General features: G+C 62.5%; 17 protein-coding genes. 2 read left to right on the forward strand and 15 right to left on the reverse strand.

Annotation, left to right across the window (positions count from 1 at the left end; genetic code table 11):
* Nucleotides 1-285 precede the first annotated feature (285 nt).
* A complete protein-coding gene (gene serB / locus KHO33_RS06195; protein ID WP_054039543.1) occupies nt 286-1,125 on the forward strand; it encodes a phosphoserine phosphatase SerB in 840 nt (279 codons plus the stop codon).
* Nucleotides 1,126-1,357: 232 nt separating this feature from the next.
* Here serB and KHO33_RS06200 read toward each other — a convergent pair whose 3' ends face one another.
* The 13 genes from KHO33_RS06200 to KHO33_RS06260 all read right to left on the reverse strand — a co-directional run bounded on the left by KHO33_RS06200 (nt 1,358) and on the right by KHO33_RS06260 (nt 16,775).
* Complete coding sequence (locus KHO33_RS06200; RefSeq protein WP_054039495.1) at nt 1,358-1,807, reverse strand: hypothetical protein; 450 nt, start codon at nt 1,805-1,807, stop codon at nt 1,358-1,360.
* A 195-nt stretch (nt 1,808-2,002) separates the two neighbouring features.
* Entirely contained in the window at nt 2,003-3,187 is a 1,185-nt protein-coding gene (locus KHO33_RS06205) for a cystathionine beta-lyase (protein ID WP_054039493.1), read from the reverse strand.
* A 14-nt stretch (nt 3,188-3,201) separates the two neighbouring features.
* Entirely contained in the window at nt 3,202-3,876 is a 675-nt protein-coding gene (locus tag KHO33_RS06210; RefSeq protein WP_200564520.1) for a hypothetical protein, read from the reverse strand.
* A gap of 138 nt (nt 3,877-4,014) precedes the next feature.
* Entirely contained in the window at nt 4,015-5,199 is a 1,185-nt protein-coding gene (gene bktB, locus KHO33_RS06215; RefSeq protein WP_200564519.1) for a beta-ketothiolase BktB, read from the reverse strand.
* A 75-nt stretch (nt 5,200-5,274) separates the two neighbouring features.
* Nucleotides 5,275-6,255, reverse strand: coding sequence for a sugar kinase (locus tag KHO33_RS06220; protein ID WP_200564518.1), 981 nt, complete (start codon nt 6,253-6,255; stop codon nt 5,275-5,277).
* A 3-nt stretch (nt 6,256-6,258) separates the two neighbouring features.
* Entirely contained in the window at nt 6,259-7,650 is a 1,392-nt protein-coding gene (rimO, locus tag KHO33_RS06225; RefSeq protein ID WP_054039491.1) for a 30S ribosomal protein S12 methylthiotransferase RimO, read from the reverse strand.
* Between the two features lie 116 nt (nt 7,651-7,766).
* A complete protein-coding gene (locus tag KHO33_RS06230) occupies nt 7,767-8,825 on the reverse strand; it encodes a tRNA dihydrouridine synthase (protein WP_200564517.1) in 1,059 nt (352 codons plus the stop codon).
* A gap of 385 nt (nt 8,826-9,210) precedes the next feature.
* Entirely contained in the window at nt 9,211-9,828 is a 618-nt protein-coding gene (phaR, locus tag KHO33_RS06235) for a polyhydroxyalkanoate synthesis repressor PhaR (RefSeq protein WP_054039487.1), read from the reverse strand.
* 133 nt (nt 9,829-9,961) lie between these two features.
* Complete coding sequence (locus KHO33_RS06240; protein WP_054039485.1) at nt 9,962-10,702, reverse strand: 3-ketoacyl-ACP reductase; 741 nt, start codon at nt 10,700-10,702, stop codon at nt 9,962-9,964.
* A 206-nt stretch (nt 10,703-10,908) separates the two neighbouring features.
* Nucleotides 10,909-12,090, reverse strand: coding sequence for an acetyl-CoA C-acetyltransferase (locus KHO33_RS06245; RefSeq protein WP_200564516.1), 1,182 nt, complete (start codon nt 12,088-12,090; stop codon nt 10,909-10,911).
* A 135-nt stretch (nt 12,091-12,225) separates the two neighbouring features.
* The gene (phaC, locus tag KHO33_RS06250) at nt 12,226-14,040 is read right to left on the reverse strand and encodes a class I poly(R)-hydroxyalkanoic acid synthase (RefSeq protein ID WP_200564515.1); all 1,815 of its coding nucleotides are present in this window, start codon (nt 14,038-14,040) and stop codon (nt 12,226-12,228) included.
* Between the two features lie 621 nt (nt 14,041-14,661).
* A complete protein-coding gene (pgeF, locus tag KHO33_RS06255; protein WP_054039483.1) occupies nt 14,662-15,510 on the reverse strand; it encodes a peptidoglycan editing factor PgeF in 849 nt (282 codons plus the stop codon).
* Entirely contained in the window at nt 15,507-16,775 is a 1,269-nt protein-coding gene (locus tag KHO33_RS06260; RefSeq protein WP_200564514.1) for an RluA family pseudouridine synthase, read from the reverse strand. Before KHO33_RS06260 ends, pgeF begins: the two co-directional genes overlap by 4 nt.
* 95 nt (nt 16,776-16,870) lie before the next feature.
* Between KHO33_RS06260 and KHO33_RS06265 the strand changes: the two genes are divergently transcribed.
* Nucleotides 16,871-17,674 carry an outer membrane protein assembly factor BamD gene (locus tag KHO33_RS06265; RefSeq protein WP_172737781.1) on the forward strand — a complete coding sequence of 268 codons (804 nt, stop codon included), beginning with the start codon at nt 16,871-16,873 and terminating at the stop codon, nt 17,672-17,674.
* 105 nt (nt 17,675-17,779) lie between these two features.
* Here KHO33_RS06265 and rlmD read toward each other — a convergent pair whose 3' ends face one another.
* On the reverse strand, nt 17,780-19,198 hold the full coding sequence (gene rlmD, locus KHO33_RS06270) for a 23S rRNA (uracil(1939)-C(5))-methyltransferase RlmD (RefSeq protein ID WP_200564513.1): 1,419 nt from the start codon (nt 19,196-19,198) through the stop codon (nt 17,780-17,782).
* 200 nt (nt 19,199-19,398) lie between these two features.
* A complete protein-coding gene (locus KHO33_RS06275) occupies nt 19,399-20,175 on the reverse strand; it encodes a 3'-5' exonuclease (protein WP_200564512.1) in 777 nt (258 codons plus the stop codon).
* Nucleotides 20,176-20,178: the final 3 nt, after the last annotated feature.

Below are 20,178 nucleotides of genomic sequence, written 5' to 3' on the forward strand. Positions count from 1 at the left end.
GGTTCGATAGTCTGCGGGGCGTCGTTCGAAGCGCCAGTATGACGCGGGCGCCTGATCGTTGCACGGTGGATTGCCCGAATGTATAGCGATGCGCCAGGCGATGGGCTTCCTGGCGGGTCGTTTGTTTGTCTATTGGCCAATTGCTGCCCGTCCGCTTGATGCCACTCGGGGATCCCTGTTGCCCGTTGTCGGCGGCCCCTGCGGGCCGCATGCCGCCGAACCGTTACAATGACGGAATTTTCCGCGCGCCTCGCGCGCGCCCTTTTCCGCGTCAATGCGTCGTCCATGAACCTCGTTATCCAAAGCACCGAGCCTCTTTCCGCCGACCACCACAAAACGCTCGTCGCGCTTGCGCGCGGCTCACACGCCGCTGTCATCGACGCAAACGCGATTCGTATCGCCGACGCGAACGTTGCGCAGCGCGGCGACCTTGAGGTCTATTGCAGCACGCATGAACTGGACTACGCGTTTGTCGAACCCGGCCGCCAGTTGCGTGACTTCGGCCTCGTCGCGATGGACATGGATTCGACGCTGATCACGATCGAATGCATCGACGAAATCGCCGACTTCTGCGGGTTGAAAGCAGAAGTCGCCGCGATCACCGAAGCGTCGATGCGCGGCGAAATCAAGGACTTCAACGAGAGCCTGACGCGCCGCGTGGCACTGCTCAAGGGGCTCGATGCCGGTGCGCTCGAACGCGTTTATGAAGAGCGGCTGCAACTCTCGCCGGGCGCCGAGCGAATGCTGGCCGGCGCAAAAGCGGCGGGATTGAAAACGCTGCTGGTGTCAGGCGGATTCACCTTCTTTACCGAAAAACTGAAGGCCCGGCTCGGCCTCGATTTCACGCACGCGAACACGCTCGAAATCGTGGATGGAAAGTTGACCGGCAACGTAATCGGCGAGATCGTCAACGCCGACGTGAAGGCACGCACGTTGCGCGAGACATGCGCCCAACTGGGCATCGAGCCGACCCGCGCGATTGCGATGGGCGACGGGTCGAACGATCTGAAAATGATGGCGGCTGCCGGACTTTCCGTAGCGTTCCGTGCGAAGCCGGTGGTGCGCGAAGCAGCCAGTGTGGCGTTCAACCACGTTGGCCTGGACGGCTTGCTGCGCCTGTTCTGAAACCTGGCTTGCGCTGGCCGATGCATTGGCGGCCAGCGCCGGTACGAGAATTGTTTGGTGAGGTAAGCAATCAGGAACATGCCCAACATGGAGATTCCAGTGACTCCGATCACGACGCCATTCCACTTCAGAAAACGGGCGTAGTTTTCTTCAGATTCCAGAAATGTGAATAGTTTATGCATGAGCGCCTCCTAAAAGGAGATCAGTATAAGAGCTGCGTTATCTAAAAAATCTAAATCATACGCACGTGTAGGATTACAAACAGAGTAGCTGCAAGAGATGTTGCAAGAATCGAAAACGCAATTGCCACACGCGACAATGCCCCCGTAGCAAACCGTTTCTGCCCGTCACGAATGCATGTAGCCGCCTGATCATGGCGTGTACTGACCAAAGACGACATCACGATATTCGAACAGGCGAATGCCAGGATGCAGAATCCAGCAATGGCGCCCTCCAGCATAGGCTCTACGCCACTTCCCCGCTCCAGCGCAGTCACCGCCTCATAAACCGCGGCCGCGCACAGCCCGATCGCACACCAGAACAGTTGGCCGTCTTTCACTGATGCGGCGATCAACGCCTTCGCGACGCGCCAGCCGTGCGTGGGTGCGACGAGCGCTAGCGTAAAGATCGGGCCGACAATCGGCACGCCAAGATTCAGTAACATCCAGAAAAATAGATTCATCGGAACTCACCATAGTGCGGCTACCGTTAGTAAAGTGCGCACCATCGTAGCGTCGAGATCCGGCGTCGGCCATTCGGCCGAATGGTTAGGTTTACTGGCTATCTTGACAAAACAAAAAGCCCATCATGAACGCGTCACAATGGGCTTTCTCGACCTTCAGCAATCGTCGGTAATCAGCAACCAGCGCTCAGACGCTTAGCCCAGCGCTGCCAGACACTGTTCGATATCCGCGCGCAAATCGGCCTCTTCTTCCAGGCCGATATAGAACCGTACCAGCGTACCGCGATACGGCCATTGGCCTTCCGTGCGCATCGAGGCGACGTCGTACGGCATCGCGAGACTGTGCGCACCGCCCCAGCTCCAGCCGAGCGAAAACAGCTCGAGCGACTCGCAGAACGTGTCGATTTGCGCCGCGCTGTAGCGTGCGTCGAACACCACTGAGAACAGTCCGCCCGCCCCCGTAAAGTCGCGCTTGTAAAACTCATGCCCGGGACAGTCGGGCAACGCCGGGTGCAGGACCGCGGCGATTTCCGGACGCGTTTTTAGCCAGTTGGCGAGGCCGAGTGCTGCACGGTCATGCTGTTCGAAACGCAGCCGCATGCTCGGCAGACTGCGCAGAATCAGCGAACAGTCATCCACCGACACACCGATACCCGTGCGCATGCGCGCGGCCTTCAGCTTCAGATGCAGTTCGCGATCGACCGTGATCGTCGCGCCCATCAGCACATCGCCACCGCCGGACTGGTACTTGGTCAACGCCTGCACCGAGATATCGACGCCATGGTCAAACGGCCGGAAACCGAGCCCTGCGGACCACGTATTGTCGATTGCCGTAACGACGTTGCGCGCACGGGCCACCGCGGTGATGGCCGGCACGTCAGGCACTTCCATCGTGACCGAACCGGGGGCTTCGAGCCAGATCAGACGCGTATTCGGCTGGATCAGATCCGCGATACCCGCGCCGATCATCGGATCGTAGTAGCGCGCGGTGATGCCGAAATCGTGCGCCAGCCAGTCGCCGTGATCGCGATTCGGCGAGTAGACGTTATCGGGAATCAGCACGTCGTCGCCGGCCTTCACGAGGCCGAAGTACACGTTCGAAATCGACGACAAACCCGACGGCTGCAATAACGCGTGATTACCGCCTTCGATGGTGGCAAGCCGCTGCGCCAGCGCGAGCGAAGTCGGTGTGGCGTGCAGGCCATAGCGCCATTGCGCGTCGTTTTTCCAGTCGAGCGCGCGCATCGTCGCGAGATCGGGGAACACGACGGTCGAGGCGCGCGTCACCGGCATCGAGAAGGATTCGAAGCCCGGCGTAAGCTGGTCTTCGTGACGCACGATGCTAGTTTGCAGGCCGCGTTTGAGTTTGGATTGGGTCATGGTGTAGGTAGACTTTATTCGCCGGTTTGCAGGTTGCTCACCCCGCCAACGGCGTGACCACCCCCTGCCGCCGAGGCGGGCACCGTTGCGCCGCCGGCGGACGGCTGCGGCGCGGCCGCAGCCTTGTTGGCGGCCGCACCTGCACTCGCTGATGCAGCCGGTACAGCCTGCCCCGCTGCCAGCGGTTTCAGATCGAACGGCTGCGGGTCGGAATCGTCGACGTTCATCCGGTCGCCCGCCACCGAACCGTCGGCGGCAAACTTGCCCACCCAGTTGCCGGTGATATGCGTGCCGTCGTTCGATTCCTCGACTTCGAGCGTGTCGCCGTCGCGGTCACCCGCGATCAGGATCACCTCGCCGGTGTCGGTGTACTGATACTCGCCGTGCACGCCGGCCGGATCGTCGGTTTTCGCGCCGAGACGCAACACGATCTGACGCGAGCCCAGCATGCCGGCGTAGCGCGGAAACTTCGCGAATTCGGGGTTCGGCTTGAGCGGCAACTGAATCGGCGGGGGCGCCGCCAACGCCTTCACCGCGTCGCTTTCCGCCCATGCCTGCGCGGGCAGCACAGCCCCGGCGCCGACACACAGCAATGCGGCCGCGCTCACTACGCCCCGCAGGACGTGCCCCTGGAGGACTGCCCAACCGCGCCGATGCATCGCACCCTTCATCGCTTTCGATCCCTGCATTCGTTCTTTCCTTGTTGCCTGATACTGCTCGATACTGGTTCGCTACCCGCTTGCGACCGGGCTCAGTTCGACGGGGATAACGTGACGCCTCGCATGGCGTCACGTTATCCCGCCTCAGCCTCAGCCTCAGCCTCAGCTTCAGATCCGTTCGAAGATCGCCGCGATGCCCTGCCCGCCGCCGATACACATCGTCACCAGCGCATAGCGGCCGCCAATCCGCTGCAACTCATACAACGCCTTGACGGTGATCAGAGCGCCAGTCGCGCCGATCGGATGGCCGAGCGAAATACCCGAGCCGTTCGGATTGACCTTGGCCGGATCAAGACCGAGTTCCTTGCTGACCGCGCACGCCTGAGCGGCAAACGCTTCGTTCGCTTCGATCACATCGAGATCAGCGACCGTCAGACCGGCGCGCTCGAGCGCCTTGCGGGTTGCGGGCACCGGGCCGATGCCCATGTAGGCCGGATCGACGCCCGCATGCGCGTACGAAACCAGCCGTGCCAACGGCTTGATCCCGCGCTTTTCGGCGACGCTGCGCTCCATCAGCACGACCGCCGCGGCGGCGTCATTGATGCCCGAGGCGTTGCCGGCCGTCACCGTGCCGTTTTCCTTGGCGAACACCGGCTTCAACTTGGAGAAGTCTTCGGCCGTCGCGTCCATACGCGTGTGTTCATCCGTATCGAACACGACGTCGCCCTTTTTCGACGGGATCGTGATCGGCAGGATCTGGTCCTTGAAGTAGCCGTTCGTAATCGCGTTGGCCGCTCGGCGATGCGATTCGAGCGCGAGTGCATCCTGCGTTTCGCGCGAGATGTCGTACTTGCGGGCGACGTTCTCAGCGGTCACGCCCATATGGATGGACTGGAATGGGTCGTTCAGCGCGCCGACCATCATGTCGACGAGGCGCGCATCGCCCATGCGCTGACCGAAGCGCGCAGCCGGCATGGAGTACGGCGCGCGGCTCATGTTTTCCGCGCCGCCGCCGATCGCGATGTCGGCGTCGCCGAGCAGCACGCTTTGCGCGGCCGAGACGATGGCCTGCAAACCCGAACCGCACAGGCGGTTGACCGTCAACGCGGGCGCATGTTGCGCGACGCCGCCATTGATCGCGGCAACGCGGGCCAGATACATGTCTTTCGGTTCGGTATGCACGACGTTGCCGAACACCACGTGACCGACTTCGTCGCCCGACACGCTCGCGCGCGCCAGCGCTTCACGCACGACGCGTGCGCCCAGATCGGTCGGCGGAAAATCCTTCAGACTGCCGCCAAAACCGCCGATCGCCGTACGCACGCCGCTTACCACCACTACGTCTCGTTGCATCGCTCGCTCCTGTTTAGTGTCTCAAGATAATCTTGTCCTGGCGGACTGCGGGGCGCGCCTCGCAGCGCGTTACTGTCAGCCGGCCAGGATGTGTTCGACCGTCGCGCGCGAAGGGATCGGCGCGACCGCGCCGTAACCTTGCGTGGACAGCGCCGCGGCGACGTTCGCATAACGCGCCGCCTGAAAAGGATCGTCACCCGCGACGATTCGCGCGATAAACGCGCCGCCGAAGCAGTCCCCCGCGCCGGTTGCATCGACCGCGTTGACGACGTGACCCGGCACGACGCGCCGCTCATCTGGCGTGGCGATATACGAACCTTCCTTGCCGAGCTTGAGCGCTACGACGCGCGGACCGTGCGACAGCAGAAAGTCGACGATCTCGTCGCGGCCGGTCAAGCCGGTAAGCTCGGTGACGTCGTCCCAGCTCGGCAGGCAAATGTCGGTGTGACGAATGGCTTCGAGCATCACCGCGCGCGCTCTTGCGAGCGGCCAGAGCTTCAGACGCAGATTGGTGTCGAAACTCACGCGTGCGCCGTTCGCGCGCGCATGTTCGATCGCCGCCAATGCGGCGTCGCAGGCGCTTAAGCTGATCGCGAGACTAATGCCAGACAAATGGATGACTTTGGCCGCGGCGATCGCATCGAGCGGCAAATCGTGCGGCGCGTAGCGGCTCGCGGCCGAACCCGCGCGCAGATAGTCGAACGCGTGACCTGCGGGACCGTGCGAGACAAAATAGACGCCGGTGGGCGCGTGCGAATCGATGCGCACGAGCGACGTCTCAACCTGCTCGCGTTCCCACAGATCGATCAGCAGACGCCCGAAATGGTCGCTGCCCACCGCCGACACGAAACCCGTCTTCGCGCCCTGCCGTGCTGCCGCAATGCAGAAGTTCGACGTATCGCCGCCGAAGCCTTGCAGATAGTTCGGCTGATCTTTAGCCGACTGATTGAATTCGATCATCGCCTCGCCGAGCGCGAGGATCTCCGGATGCCGGCTCTCCAGGCGCTGGGTTGCCGGGGTCCGGCCTTCCGGCGTGCCGGCCGTGCTCACCGTCATGGCTTAGACCTCGCCCCACAGATCGTGACCGTCGGCGCCGGTGATTTTCACCGAGACAAAATCGCCGACCTTATAACGCTTGGAGGCCTTGGTGGCCGGTGCGATATACACGACACCGTCGATCTCGGGCGCATCTGCCGCGGTGCGGCCGATGCCGCCGTCGGCATTGATCTCGTCCACCAGAACTTTCAGCGTTTTGCCGACCTTCTTCGCAATCCGTTTGGCCGACACTTCTTCGGCCACTTCCATGAAACGCGCGCGGCGTTCTTCACGCACTTCGTCGGGCAACGCACCGTCGAGTTCGTTGGCGCTTGCGCCTTCGACCGGCGAATAGGCAAAGCAGCCGACCCGATCCAGTTCCGCCTCGCGGATGAAATCGAGCAGCGTCTGGAATTGCTCTTCAGTCTCGCCCGGGAAACCGGCGATGAACGTACTGCGGATCGTCAGATCGGGGCACATTTCACGCCACGCCTTCACGCGCTCCATCACTTTCTCGGCGTTGGCCGGGCGCTTCATGCGCTTGAGTACTTCCGGATGCGCGTGCTGGAACGGCACATCCAGATACGGCAGCACGTGGCCCTTGAACGGACCTTCTGCCATCATCGGGATGACTTCGTCGACGCTCGGATACGGATAGACGTAGTGCAGACGTACCCATGCGCCGTATTGCGCCGCGAGTTCGCCGAGCGCGCCGACCAGATCGGTCATGCGCGTCTTGATCGGCTTGCCGTTCCAGAAGCCAGTGCGGTATTTCACGTCGACGCCGTATGCGCTCGTGTCCTGCGAAATCACGAGCAATTCCTTCACGCCGGACTTGAACAGGTTCTCCGCCTCGAGCATCACGTCGGCGACCGGGCGCGACACGAGGTCGCCGCGCATCGACGGGATGATGCAGAACGTGCAGCGGTGGTTGCAGCCTTCGGAAATCTTGAGGTAAGCGTAGTGACGCGGCGTGAGCTTCACGCCGGCAGCCGGCACCAGATCAATGAACGGATCGTGCGGCTTCGGCAGATGATTGTGCACCGCCTGCATCACTTCGCCCAGCGCGTGCGGGCCGGTCACGGCCAGGACCTTCGGATGCACTTCTTCGATCAGATTCGAGCCGCTCGCGCTCTGCTTGGCGCCGAGGCAACCCGTGACGATCACCTTGCCGTTTTCGCTGAGCGCTTCGCCGATCGCGTCGAGGCTTTCCTGCACCGCTTCGTCGATGAAGCCGCACGTGTTGACGACGACGAGGTCCGCGCCGTCGTACGTGCCGGAGATCTCGTAGCCCTCGGCACGCAGCTGCGTGATGATCTGCTCGGAATCGACAAGCGCTTTAGGACAGCCGAGGCTGACGAATCCGACCTTCGGAGTCGAAGGGGTCGGCACGGCGGGGGAAATGGTCTGCGACATAGGATGGGTCCGGCGTATAGCGGTGACGATGGCGACAAATGGGGACGGTGCGGCAAGGCCAAGGGCCGATGGTCAGTCAGACCACAGCCCGGACAACGTCCCGCGCACGCAACCCTTTATTGTACCGCGCCGGCGACCGTGCAGTCGGCCAGGTAGCGGGGCGTTGCCGGATCGGCCAGGTCATGGGCCGCGTATTGATGCGCCGGCATCGGGATCAAGCCATTGAGTGCCTGGGCGCGCTCGATCACGTCAAGAATGTCGCGCGAATCATGCAGGCGCCGGATGGCCGTATGCAGCTCGGCAGCCTGCGGCCAGGTCCGCTTCAGATAGCTGAGCCACATCTTGACGCGCCCGTGCTCATGGCGGGCCGCGACGCGGGCTTGCAACTTTCTCAGATAGTCGGCGAGCAAACCCAGCACGGCCGGCCATTCCTCGCCGGAAGCCGTCTGCTCCATCAGTCCGCGTATACGCAAAGCCAGGAAAGGGTCGGACACGGCGCCCCGCCCGATCATTACGTCCGCACAGCCGCTGACCGCCCGGCACCGTTCCCAGTCAGCCACCGTCCAGACTTCTCCGTTGGCTGTGACCGGCACATCCACCGCGTCGTCGATACGCGCGATCCACTCCCAGTGGGCCGGCGGCCGGTAGCCATGGTCGCGCGTTCTGGCATGCACGACGAGCGAGGCCGCGCCGCCCTCCGCCAATGCCGTGGCGCAGTCGATCGCAAGCGACGTATCGGACACGCCGAGCCGCATTTTTGCTGTCACGGCGATGCCGGCAGGCACCGCGGCGCGAACGGCAGAAACAATCCGGTTCAGTTGTTCAGGGTGCGCGAGCAGCATCGCACCGCCGCCGTGCCGGTTGACGACTTTGGCGGGACAGCCGAAGTTCAGATCGAGTCCATGCGGCGACAAACTGGCTGCCTGGGCCGCATTCAGCGCCATCCATTCAGGATCGCTGCCAAGCAATTGGATCACCATCGGCGTGCCGCCGGGTGTGCGTCCTCCGTGGAGGACTTCGGGTGTATCCCTCTCGTAGACACGTTCGGGAAGCACCGAGCCCGTCACCCGGACGAATTCGGACACGCACCCGTCGAATCCGCCCGTGCTGGTCAGCACGTCGCGCAATACGTAGTCCGCGAGCCCTTCCATGGGCGCAAGAAACAGCTGGCTCATGTGGGAACGACGCCCAAGCTGTTTCTGCGAATCTTACGGTCAGCCAAAGCTGACAAATCCGGTCTTCGGAATCGAAAGTGTGGGGGCAGTAGGGAAACGGGTCTGCGACATAGATGGGGCTGGGATACAGCGGTAGCGACGGCGACAAATGGAACGCTGCGACTCGGCCTGAGGGGTAACGGGACCAAAACGATCACGAGGACCACGCCCCGCAACCAAGCCAGCGCAAGCAACCCGTGATTGTACCGTGCCCCTCCGCTTGCACCCGGCGCGCAGGACGCCGTGGTCCACCCGCCGCTCCATCACGCGACGGGCACACCACTCCTGCGCCGTTTGGCCATGGGGCCGACGCGTAAAGACGCGCCCACCGCGCAGCGTCGCGCCGTTACTTCTTCTCCGGCTCCGGATTGGTTTGCGGCGTAGCCGGCGTGGCCGGTCCGCCTGCCGCATTCACCGGACCACCCGGCGTGAACGGGAAGGTGGCGAACATCGATTTCGCCTGGTTCTGCATCTGCTCCTGCATCTGCACGAACATGTTCTTCGACTGTTCGATGTAACTGGTCATCATGCCCTGCATCATGGGCGCCTGCATATTCATGAATTGCGACCAGACCTCGGGGTTCATCGCCTTGCCTTCGTACAGATTCTTCGACTGGTCGGCGAGCTTCGCCTGAATGTCGATGAAGGCCTGGATGTTCTTCTCCAGATACGTGCCCATCATGCCCTGCATGGCATGGCCGTAGAAACGGATGATCTGCGACAGCATCGAGGACGAGAACATCGGCAGGCCGCCGCTCTCCTCTTCGAGAATGATCTGCAACAGGATGGCGCGCGTCAGGTCCTCGTTGCTCTTCGCATCGATGACCTTGAAATCCTCCTGATCCAGCACGAGCTGCTTAACGTCCGTCAGCGTGATGTACGTGCTTGTCTCGGTATCGTAGAGCCGGCGATTCGGATACTTCTTGATCAATCGTTCGGCTGTTTTCTTTGTAGTAGTGGTCATGTAACGCCTTTGAGCGCGAGTTGAGCGCGGAAACGGCGTCATGCCGGCGCACAATCGGGCAATTGTGCAACCGGGACGCCGCCGGAACCATCTGAGTCGAAGCGCGCTGCCTTGTGAGCGGCGCGCCGGTGACTCAGCCCATATGCAAACCACCGTTCAGCGAAAAATCCGCGCCCGTGGAGAAACCCGATTCGTCCGAGGCGAGCCATGCCACGATCGAGCCGATTTCCTGCGGCTGACCGAGACGGCGCACCGGGATCGTCGCAACGATCTTTTCCAGTACGTCCGGGCGGATCGACTTGACCATATCGGTGCCGATGTAGCCAGGCGACACGGTGTTGACCGTCACGCCCTTGGTGGCCACTTCCTGCGCCAGCGACATCGTAAAGCCGTGAATGCCGGCCTTCGCGGTCGAGTAGTTGGTCTGGCCGAACTGCCCCTTCTGGCCGTTCACCGACGAAATGTTGATGACCCGCCCGAAGCCGCGCTCGACCATCCCGTCGATCACCTGCTTCGTGACGTTGAAGAGGCTGGTCAGGTTGGTGTCGATCACCGCCGTCCAGTCTTCGTGCGTCATCTTGCGGAACACGACGTCGCGCGTGATACCGGCATTGTTCACCAGCACGTCGATCTCGCCGACTTCGGCCTTGACCTTGTCGAACGCCGCCTTGGTCGATTCCCAATCGCCGACATTGCCTTCGGACGCAATGAAATCGTAGCCGAGTGCCTTCTGCTCTTCGAGCCACTTCACGCGGCGCGGCGAGTTCGGGCCGCAGCCGGCGACCACCTTGAAGCCCTCTTTGTGCAGACGCTGGCAAATGCTTGTGCCGATGCCACCCATCCCGCCCGTTACGTACGCAATTCGCTGTGTCATAAACTACACTCCGTTTTTCGTTTTCGAGGTGCCGACCGGCTACCTCTTCCCTCGCCTGTGCTTCATCTCCGCTGCCGCCGGGCGACCGGCCGACGAGGCCATTGCTCACCGCGCGCTACCTGCTGCAATGTGGCGCGCGGCAACCCTGCTTACCGCCTGCTAAAACCTGTCTGAATCTGCTTGAGACCTCAAGACCTGAAGGTCCATCAAGCGCGTTCGAGCGCCAGCGCCACACCCATGCCGCCGCCGATACACAGCGACGCCAGACCCTTCTTCGCATCGCGCTTCTGCATTTCATGGATCAGCGTGACGAGAATCCGGGCGCCGGACGCACCGATCGGATGGCCGATCGCGATCGCGCCGCCGTTCACGTTGATCTTCGACGTGTCCCAGCCCATTTGCTGATTCACGGCGCACGCCTGTGCGGCAAACGCTTCGTTGATTTCCATCAGGTCCAGATCGGCCGGCGTCCAGCCCGCGCGTTCGAGACAACGGCGCGAGGCCGGCACCGGGCCCATGCCCATTACCTTCGGATCCAGACCCGAGGTGGCGTAAGCCTTGATGCGCGCGAGCGGCGTGAGGCCGAGAGCCTCGGCCTTCTTCGCCGACATCACCAGCACCGCCGCCGCGCCGTCGTTCAGACCCGACGCATTGGCCGCTGTCACCGAGCCTTCCTTCGAGAATGCCGGCTTCAGACCCGCCAGCGATTCAGCCGTCACGCCGTGACGCACGAACTCGTCCGTTGCGAAACGCAGCGGCTCACCCTTGCGTTGCGGAATTTCGACCGGCACGATTTCGTCGTTGAAACGGCCCGCCTTCTGCGCGGCTTCCGCCTTGTTCTGCGACAGCGCCGCGAACGCATCCTGCTGCTCGCGCGTGATGCCGTATTCCTTGGCGACGTTTTCTGCTGTCACGCCCATGTGGTACTGGTTGTAGACGTCCCACAGGCCGTCGACGATCATCGAGTCGATCAGCTTGGCGTCGCCCATGCGGAAACCGTCGCGCGAGCCCGGCAGCACGTGCGGCGCGGCGCTCATGTTTTCCTGACCGCCGGCGATCACGATGTCTGCGTCGCCCGCGATGATCGCGTTGGCCGCCAGCATCACGGACTTCAGGCCCGAGCCGCACACCACGTTGATCGTCATGCCGGGCACCGCGGTGGGCAGCCCCGCCTTGATCAGCGACTGACGCGCCGGGTTCTGCCCCGAGCCTGCCGTCAGCACCTGCCCCAGAATGACTTCGCTGACCTGCTCAGGCTTCAGACCAGACCGTTCGAGCACGGCGCGAATCACAGTAGCGCCGAGTTCGGGCGCAGCGATCTTCGCCAGCGACCCACCGAATTTGCCAACTGCCGTACGGGCGGCCGATACGATCACAACATCAGTCATTTCCATATCCTCCGGGACATCGGCTAAATACGCCGCTGCCCGTCAAGTTAAAAATCTTGTTGCCAATGCGCCCTTGCATATAACAGGACGCGCACTCATACCGCCACACCACCGCGCCCTCAGGCGCGCTGAAGCCTACTCCCGTTGCCGCACATAACGCCCCGGCGCCGGTTCGATCACCGGGAATTCGGCGGAGCCGGCCGTGGCGCGCGGCTTCACTTTCTTGCCGCCATACTGATCGAGCCACGTGGTCCATTCGGGCCACCAGCTGCCGGGCACTTCGGTCGCCTGGTCGAGCCATTCGTCCGGGCTTTCCGGCAACGTCTTGACATCGCCTTCCAGCGCCCAGTAATTGCGCTTTTTCTTCGCCGGCGGATTGATCACGCCAGCGATATGACCCGACGCGCCGAGCACGAACTTCAGCGGTCCGGCGAGCAGCGGCACCGACGCATAGGCGGTTTGCCACGGCACGATATGGTCTTCACGTGAACCGTAGATGAAGGTGGGCACATCGATCTTCGAGAGGTCGACCGGCTCGCCGCAGGTGGTCACCGCGCCCGGCTCGCGCAGACGATTCTCGAGATACGTGTTGCGCAGATACCAGACATACATCGGGCCCGGCAGACTCGTCGAATCGCTGTTCCAGTACAGCAGATCGAACGGCACCGGCGTGCGCCCTTTGAGGTAATTGTCGACGACGTAGTTCCACACCAGATCGTTCGGCCGCAGGAACGAGAACGTGTTGGCGAATTCGATGCCGCGCATCAAGCCTGGCTTGCCGCCGTTCTTGCCGCCGATGGTCTGCTCGCGCATCTGCACATGCGCCTCGTCGACGAATACGTCGAGCACGCCCGTGTCCGAAAAATCGAGCATCGCGGTGAGCAAGGTCATCGACGCAGCCGGATGCTCGCCGCGCGCGGCCGCCACCGCCAGCGCCGTAGCGAGCATGGTGCCGCCCACGCAGAAACCCAGCGTGTTGATCTGCTCGCGGCCGCTGATCTTGCTGACCGTTTCGATCGCCTTGAGGACGCCTTCGCTGACGTAGTCGTCCCACGTCTTGCCTGCGATCGATGCGTCCGCGTTGCGCCACGAAATCAGAAACACCTGATGACCCGAATCGAGTCCGTGCGCGACCAGCGAATTCTCCGGCTGCAGATCGAGAATGTAGAACTTGTTGATGCAAGGCGGCACGATCAGCAGCGGTCGCTCACGCACGGTGGCCGTGCGCGGCTTGTACTGGATCAACTGAATGAGGTCGTTCTCGAACACCACCGAGCCTTCGGTGTTCGCGAGATTTTCGCCGACCACGAAACGCGATTCGTCCGTCTGCGAAATCTTGCCGCGCTGCATATCGCCCAGCAGATTCATCACGCCCTGGCGCAAGCTCTCACCTTTGCTATCGAGCAAGGTCTTTTGCGCTTCCGGATTCAACGCGAAGAAGTTGCTCGGCGATGCGGCTGCGGTCCATTGCTGAACCGCGAACCGGACGCGCTCGCGCATCTTCGGTTCCGTTTCGAGCGCGTCGACCATTTCCTGCAGATAGCGCGCGTTCAACAGATACCACGCAGCGGTAAATGCATAGGCCGGCGTCGCGCTCCACGCGTCGGAACTGAAGCGGCGGTCCTTGAGTTCGGGGGCTTTCGTCGTGGAGGTCGTTGCCTGCTGGATCAGTTCCATCGCCTCGCGCGAATAATCGGCTTGCAGCTTTTGCAGACGCTCCGATGGAATCGCGGCGCTCGGAATGTTGAGTCCGGCGAATGACGGCATTGACGGCAGCGATCCCGCAGCCAGTTTGCTGAAGTCAGGCATGCCGGGGAACGACGGTATCTGCGGCAAGCCCATTGACGGCATCTGGGGCACCTGCGGCATCTGGAAAGGCATGCCACTGCCGCCGGGCGGCGTGCCCAGCGAACGCCATGCGTTCATCCAGGCGTCCAATAACTGCTGCATGCCTGCGGCTGGTGATGCGCCGCTCGTACCGGCCTGCTGCGTGTGCTCCGTCGAGGAGTCCGTGCTGGGAGAAGCTGAGGAATGTGATGCTGCCATACCTGCTTTTGACCGGTGAGTCCTTGCGGACGGGTTGAGAGGCAGGTTCATGCGCACGTGGGCGATTGCTCGCGACCTCGTCACGCCCTGTCCCATGTACGAGGAGCTGTGAGGAACATTCTTGCTCCCCATCGCAAGGCATGTCAATGCTTGTTCCCGATTTTGCCGCAGTGCGATAGTTTTTTAATTATCGTTTTCCCTGTATAGCAGATCGCGCTTTTGGAACATGGGTTGATAAGTGCCGGCATAAGCAAAGAAAGCTCCCATATTGCATGGCCTTATGCATATTTATGCGCATTTATCCGTTCACTCGCGCGCACTTTTAGCGGCAGATTAACGCACGCGCGACAAATTCCGGCAGCGCAGCAAAAGCACGCAACGCACCTCCGAATAAACCCTCATACGGATGCTCGCAGGAAAACGTCGCGCCGGCCGAGGCAACAGCGAGAAGCGCCACGGCCGCATGATTGCGCTGACAAAACAAAGCGCCATCATGCGGCCGTGCGTGGATGATTGAGTGAATGACTAACGCGTGGCCTGATCGTCCAGCCAGATCAGCGCGGCCATGCGCCCTGTCTCGCGATCACGGCGATAGGAATAGAAACGTTCACGTTGCGTGACCGTACACAGATCGCCGCCGACAATGCGAGTCACACCAATCCGTTGCAAGCGCAAGCGCGCCAGCGCCGCGAGATCGGCGAGATATTTGCCGGGGTTTTGCGGATGCGTAATGAATGCATTCGCGGTGGCTTCGCGTTGTGCGCCGTCCACGCCGTTCATGAAGGCGTCACGCACATCTGCACCTACCTCGAATGCACCCGGTCCGATCGCCGGACCCAGGTAGGCATGCAACGATGCGGACTCCACACCGGCGAGACTGGCGACGCGCTGCGCGGTCTGTTCGACGATACCCGCTGCCAGACCGCGCCAGCCAGCATGGGCCGCGCCGACCGCGCGTCCCGCTTCGTCGCACAACAGCACCGGCATGCAATCGGCGACCATCACGACACACACCGTGCCGGGCCGATCGGTGACGCTGGCGTCCGCGCGTGTCGGCGTACCGCTTGCCTGAGTCTGCGCGAGTGCATCTTCCGCGCGCACGATGCCGGCGCCGTGAATCTGTTCGAGCCACGCGGCCTCGCCTACGCCTGCCAGACTCAGCAAGCGTGCGCGATTGCTTGCGACCGCGGCGGGATCGTCACCGCTTTTCATCCCCAGATTCAGCCCGCCGGGTTGGTCTGCTCCATCCTGCCAGCGGCCGAACGGCGGCTCGCTCACGCCGCCGTTGCGCGTGGTGACGAGCGCGCGCACACGTGGCGACACGTTCCATGCGGGTTGCACAACATCGGCAAAGCTCAGCTCGGGCAAGCTCATGCGTGATCGTCCTCGTCGTGTTCGTCGTCGTGATCCTGGTCTTCGTCGTGATCGCCGTCTTCATCGACGTCGTCGTCCAGCGAAGCGTCGTAGTCGTCTTCCTCGTAGTACGTCTCGTCAAACTCGCCCGCATCGTCACGCCCAAGGCCAAGCGCCGCCGACAGCACCTGCATGTCTTCCGGTGCATCGGCGCGCCATTGCATGGTCCGGCCGGTTTTCGGGTGGATCAGACCGAGACGCCATGCATGCAGCGCCTGACGCGCGAAACCGTCCGGCAGCGGCGTCACCGAGCGCTTGCCGCGTGCACGCCCATAAACTGGATCGCCGAGCAACGGATGGCCGATATGCGCGCAATGCACGCGAATCTGATGGGTGCGGCCGGTTTCCAGATCGCAATGAATCGCGGTGACCGGCTGACGCTGCCAGATCGCCGTGTCCACGCGCCGGAAATGCGTGCGCGCCGCTTTGCCCGATGCGCTCGTCACCACCGCCATGCGCGTGCGTTCGCGCGGATCGCGGCCGATCGGCGCGTCGATCGTGCCCTCTTCAGGCATGTTGCCCCACACCAGCGCGAGATAGCGGCGCTTCACCGTGCGTGCCTGCAGCTGGCGCACCAGATCCGTCTGCGCCTCGAGCGTGCGCGCCACCACCATCAGACCGGACGTCTCCTTGTCGAGCCGATGCACGATACCGGCGCGCGGCAGGCCTGCCGCGGCGTCGCCATAGCGGTACAGCAGGCCGTTGAGAACGGTGCCGCTCCAGTTGCCGGCCGCCGGATGCACGACCATGCCGGCCGGCTTGTTGATGACCACCAGCGTGTCGTCCTCGTAGACGATCTCGAGCGGCACCGGCTCGGGCGTGAACGCGAGTTGCTCAGGCAGCAGATCGGGCACGAGCTCGATGGTGGCCCCAAGCGGCACCGGCTGACGGATTTTGGCCGGTTTGCCGTCGATGCGCACCCGCTCCGATTCGATCCAGCTTTGCAGCCGGTTACGTGAAAACTCCGGAAAGATTCGGGCGAGCACCTTGTCGAGGCGTTCGCCGGCCAGTTCGTCGGGCACGACGACGCTGCGCGGCGACTCGTCCGCCACGGGGCTCGCCACGGTTGGCACCCTGTCCGGGCCGGCGGCCGCAAGCGCGTCGCTGCCGAGATCGTCGTCGAGTGAATCGACGCCCAACGCGTCGGAGGGGTCAGCGCTTACGCTATAATCTTTGTTGCTATTCCCGGCACCGGTTGCGGCGCCTGGAGTATTTGAGCGGGTCATTGAGTCTGGGTCACCTGGACGTAAAGCTAGACTGGAAAATGCGAGCCTTGAACACCATCACTAAAGCGGCGATCAATTTGGCGGTCATCAAGAAGATGGCCCGGAAAGTGGCCGGATACATTGCGTGCGCCGCAGCCGTCGCCGTTGTTGCGGCTTGCCACGGCCTGCCGGAAAAGACCGACGAGACGGCTACGTGGAACAACAACAAATTATATACGGAGGCGAACGACGCTCTGACCGGTGGTGATTTCGGCAAGTGCGCCAAGTATTTCGAGATGCTCGAAGGCCGCGATCCGTTCGGCCACTTTGCCCAGCAAGCGCAGATCAACGTCGCGTATTGCAACTGGAAGGATAACGAAAACGCCGCCGCCGACCAGGCGATCGACCGCTTCATCCAGCTGCACCCGGATCACCCGGACATCGCGTACGCGTACTACCTGAAGGGCATGATCCACTTCAACGACGACCTCGGTCTGTTCGGCCGCTTCTCCGGCCAGGACATGAGCGAGCGCGATCCGAAGTCGCTGCGCGAGTCGTATGACGCGTTCAAGGTCGTGGTCGACAAGTACCCGAACAGCAAGTATGCGCCGGACGCCGCGCAACGCATGCGCTATATCGTGAACGCGCTGGCGTCGCACGAAGTCCACGCGGCGGATTATTACTACCGCCGTGGCGCGTATGTCGCCGCGATCAACCGCGCGCAACTGGCGTTGAAGGAATACAAGAACGCACCGGCTATCGAAGACGCACTGCACATCATGATGCTGTCGTATGAGAAGCTGAACCAGCCGCAACTGGCTGACGACACGAAGCGCATTCTGGCCGGCACCTTCCCTGACAGCCCGTATATCACGGGTCACGCAAGGCCCGGTAAGGAAAAGTCGTGGTGGCAGTTCTAAGCCTCGACTAGCTGCCTTAAACAAAAACGCCACGACTTCGGTCGTGGCGTTTTTGTTTCCGCAGTCGCCGTCAGCCTGTGCAGCACCAGCCGGCAACCCGCGCCCTCAGTCCCGCTCGAACAACGCAATCGACTCCACGTGCGAGGTGTGCGGGAACATGTTCACCACACCCGCGCCCACCAGCCGATAGCCGGCCTCATGCACCAGCAGGCCCGCATCGCGAGCGAGCGTGGCGGGCGCGCACGACACGTAGACAATACGCTTGGGCAACGGCCCATTGCCGCTCTGCGCAATCTCCGCGAGCGCCTTGGCGACAGCCAGCGCACCTTCGCGCGGCGGGTCGATCAGGATTTTGTCGAAATGGCCGAGCGCGCGAATGTCGTCGGCGGTGACTTCGAACAGGTTGCGGCAAGCGAACGACGTATGGCCCGCCACACCGTTCAGCTCGGCATTGGCAAGCGCGCGCGAAGTCAGCACTTCGCTGCCTTCGATCCCCATCACTTCTTTCGAAATCCGCGCGAGCGGCAGCGTGAAGTTGCCGATTCCGCAGAACAGGTCGAGCACCCGGTCCGTGCTGGACGGGGCCAGCAGACGCAGCGCACGACTCACCAGCACGCGATTGATCGCGTGATTCACCTGGGTGAAGTCGGTCGGCTTGAACGGCATCCGGATGTTGTATTCGGGCAGCGTGTAGTCGAGCTGCGCGTCGAGCGGATAGAACGGCGCAACCGTGTCAGGACCGCCCGGCTGCAACCACCACTGGATCTTGTGTTCGTCGGCAAAATCGCGCAGTACCTGCTCGTCGGCGGCGGTGATCGGTGCGAGATTGCGCAGCACCAGCGCGGTGACCGACGAGCCGACCGCGAGCTCGATCTGCGGCATACGATCGTAAATCGACAGCTTGCGGACCATGAACCGCAGCGGCATCAGCATCGCCGAGATGTGCGGCGGCAGTATCTCGCAGGTCTTCATGTCCGAGATGTAGCTGCTCTTCTTCTCGTAGAAGCCGATGCGCATGCCGCCCTTTTCCGGCAGGTAGCGCACAGCCAAGCGCGCGCGGTAGCGGTATCCCCAGGCCGGCCCGTGAATCGGCCGGAACACGGTCTCCGGGCGCAGCTTCGCCAGATGCTGGAAGTTGTCTTCGAGCACGCGCTGCTTGACGGCGATCTGGGCGCGGATGTCGAGATGCTGCATCGAACAGCCGCCGCAGATATCGAAGTAGGTGCATTTCGGCTTGGTGCGCAGCACGCTTTCGCGGAACACCTGGACGACCTCAGCCTGCTCGAATTTCGGCTTGCTGCGATGCGTCGAGTAGCTGACACGCTCGCCGGGTAACGCGCCTTCGACAAAAATCACCTTGCCGGGCGTGCCGTCTTCGCTCTCGATGCGGCCCACGCCGCGCGCTTCCATGTCGAGCGAAACGATTTCGATGATCGGCTCATTGCCGGTAATGACGTGCGCTTTCGCCGGAGCGGGCGCCTTCTGGCGCTTCGGCGAGCGGCGTTGGGGGGCAGTTCGGGACACCTGCGACTTCCTGACAAACTTGGGGAAAGGCGAGATTGTAGACGAAGCGCCGCGCACACCGATCGCTTCGATCACGATTAGCATACGGCGAACCCTGGCGCTTGCGCCCGACTTCACACTAAGGCGGCTGCCGTCAGACGCTCAACCGCGTTAGTGTGCGGCGAACGGTTTCGCTACAACGAGACTGATGAGCAAACCGCTTACTGATCGAATGCGGCCAGATACTCGGCCCATTGCGGCGCCGCCTCCAGCGCCAGCGCATTCTTGACCAGGTTGATCTCGTCAGCATACTCTTCGGCCGAAAACGCGCCGCGGATCAGCTGGAAGCGGCAATACAGCAGGTACGTATTGACGACGTCCGTCTCGCAATAGTTGCGAATTTCCTCGATGCGGCCTTCCTGGTAAGCGTTCCATACCTGGCTGCCGTCCATGCCCATCTTGCCGGGGAAGCCGCACATCTTCGCGAGCGCGTCGAGCGGCGCATTGGCGCGCGCCTGATACATCGCCAGCACGTCCATCAGATCGGTGTGACGCGAGTGATAGCGGCTGATGTAGTTGTTCCACTTGAACTCGCGGTCGTCCTCGCCGAGGTCCCAAAAACGGGAGGCGGGAATGCCGTTGACCAGCGCGCGATAGTTCAGGACTGGCAGGTCGAACCCACCGCCGTTCCACGACACGAGCTGCGGCGTGTATTTTTCGATCACGCGATAAAACGACTGTACGAGCGCGGCTTCGCCGTCTTCCAGCGTGCCGAGCGAGCGCACACGGAAACCGTTGTTGTCGCGGAACACGCAGGAAATGGCGGCGATCCGCTGCAGGTGGTGCGGCAGGAAATCGCTGCCGGTCTTTTCGCGGCGCGCGGCAAAAGCGTGCTCGGCGACTTCGGCGTCGCTTAGCGTGGCGGGCAGATCTTCGAGGCGGCGAATGCCGGCGACATCGGGAATCGTCTCGATGTCGAAAACAAGAATCGGTGTCATCAG

The organism is Paraburkholderia nemoris, from assembly GCF_905221015.1.
In the GTDB taxonomy this organism is placed as follows: domain Bacteria; phylum Pseudomonadota; class Gammaproteobacteria; order Burkholderiales; family Burkholderiaceae; genus Paraburkholderia; species Paraburkholderia nemoris.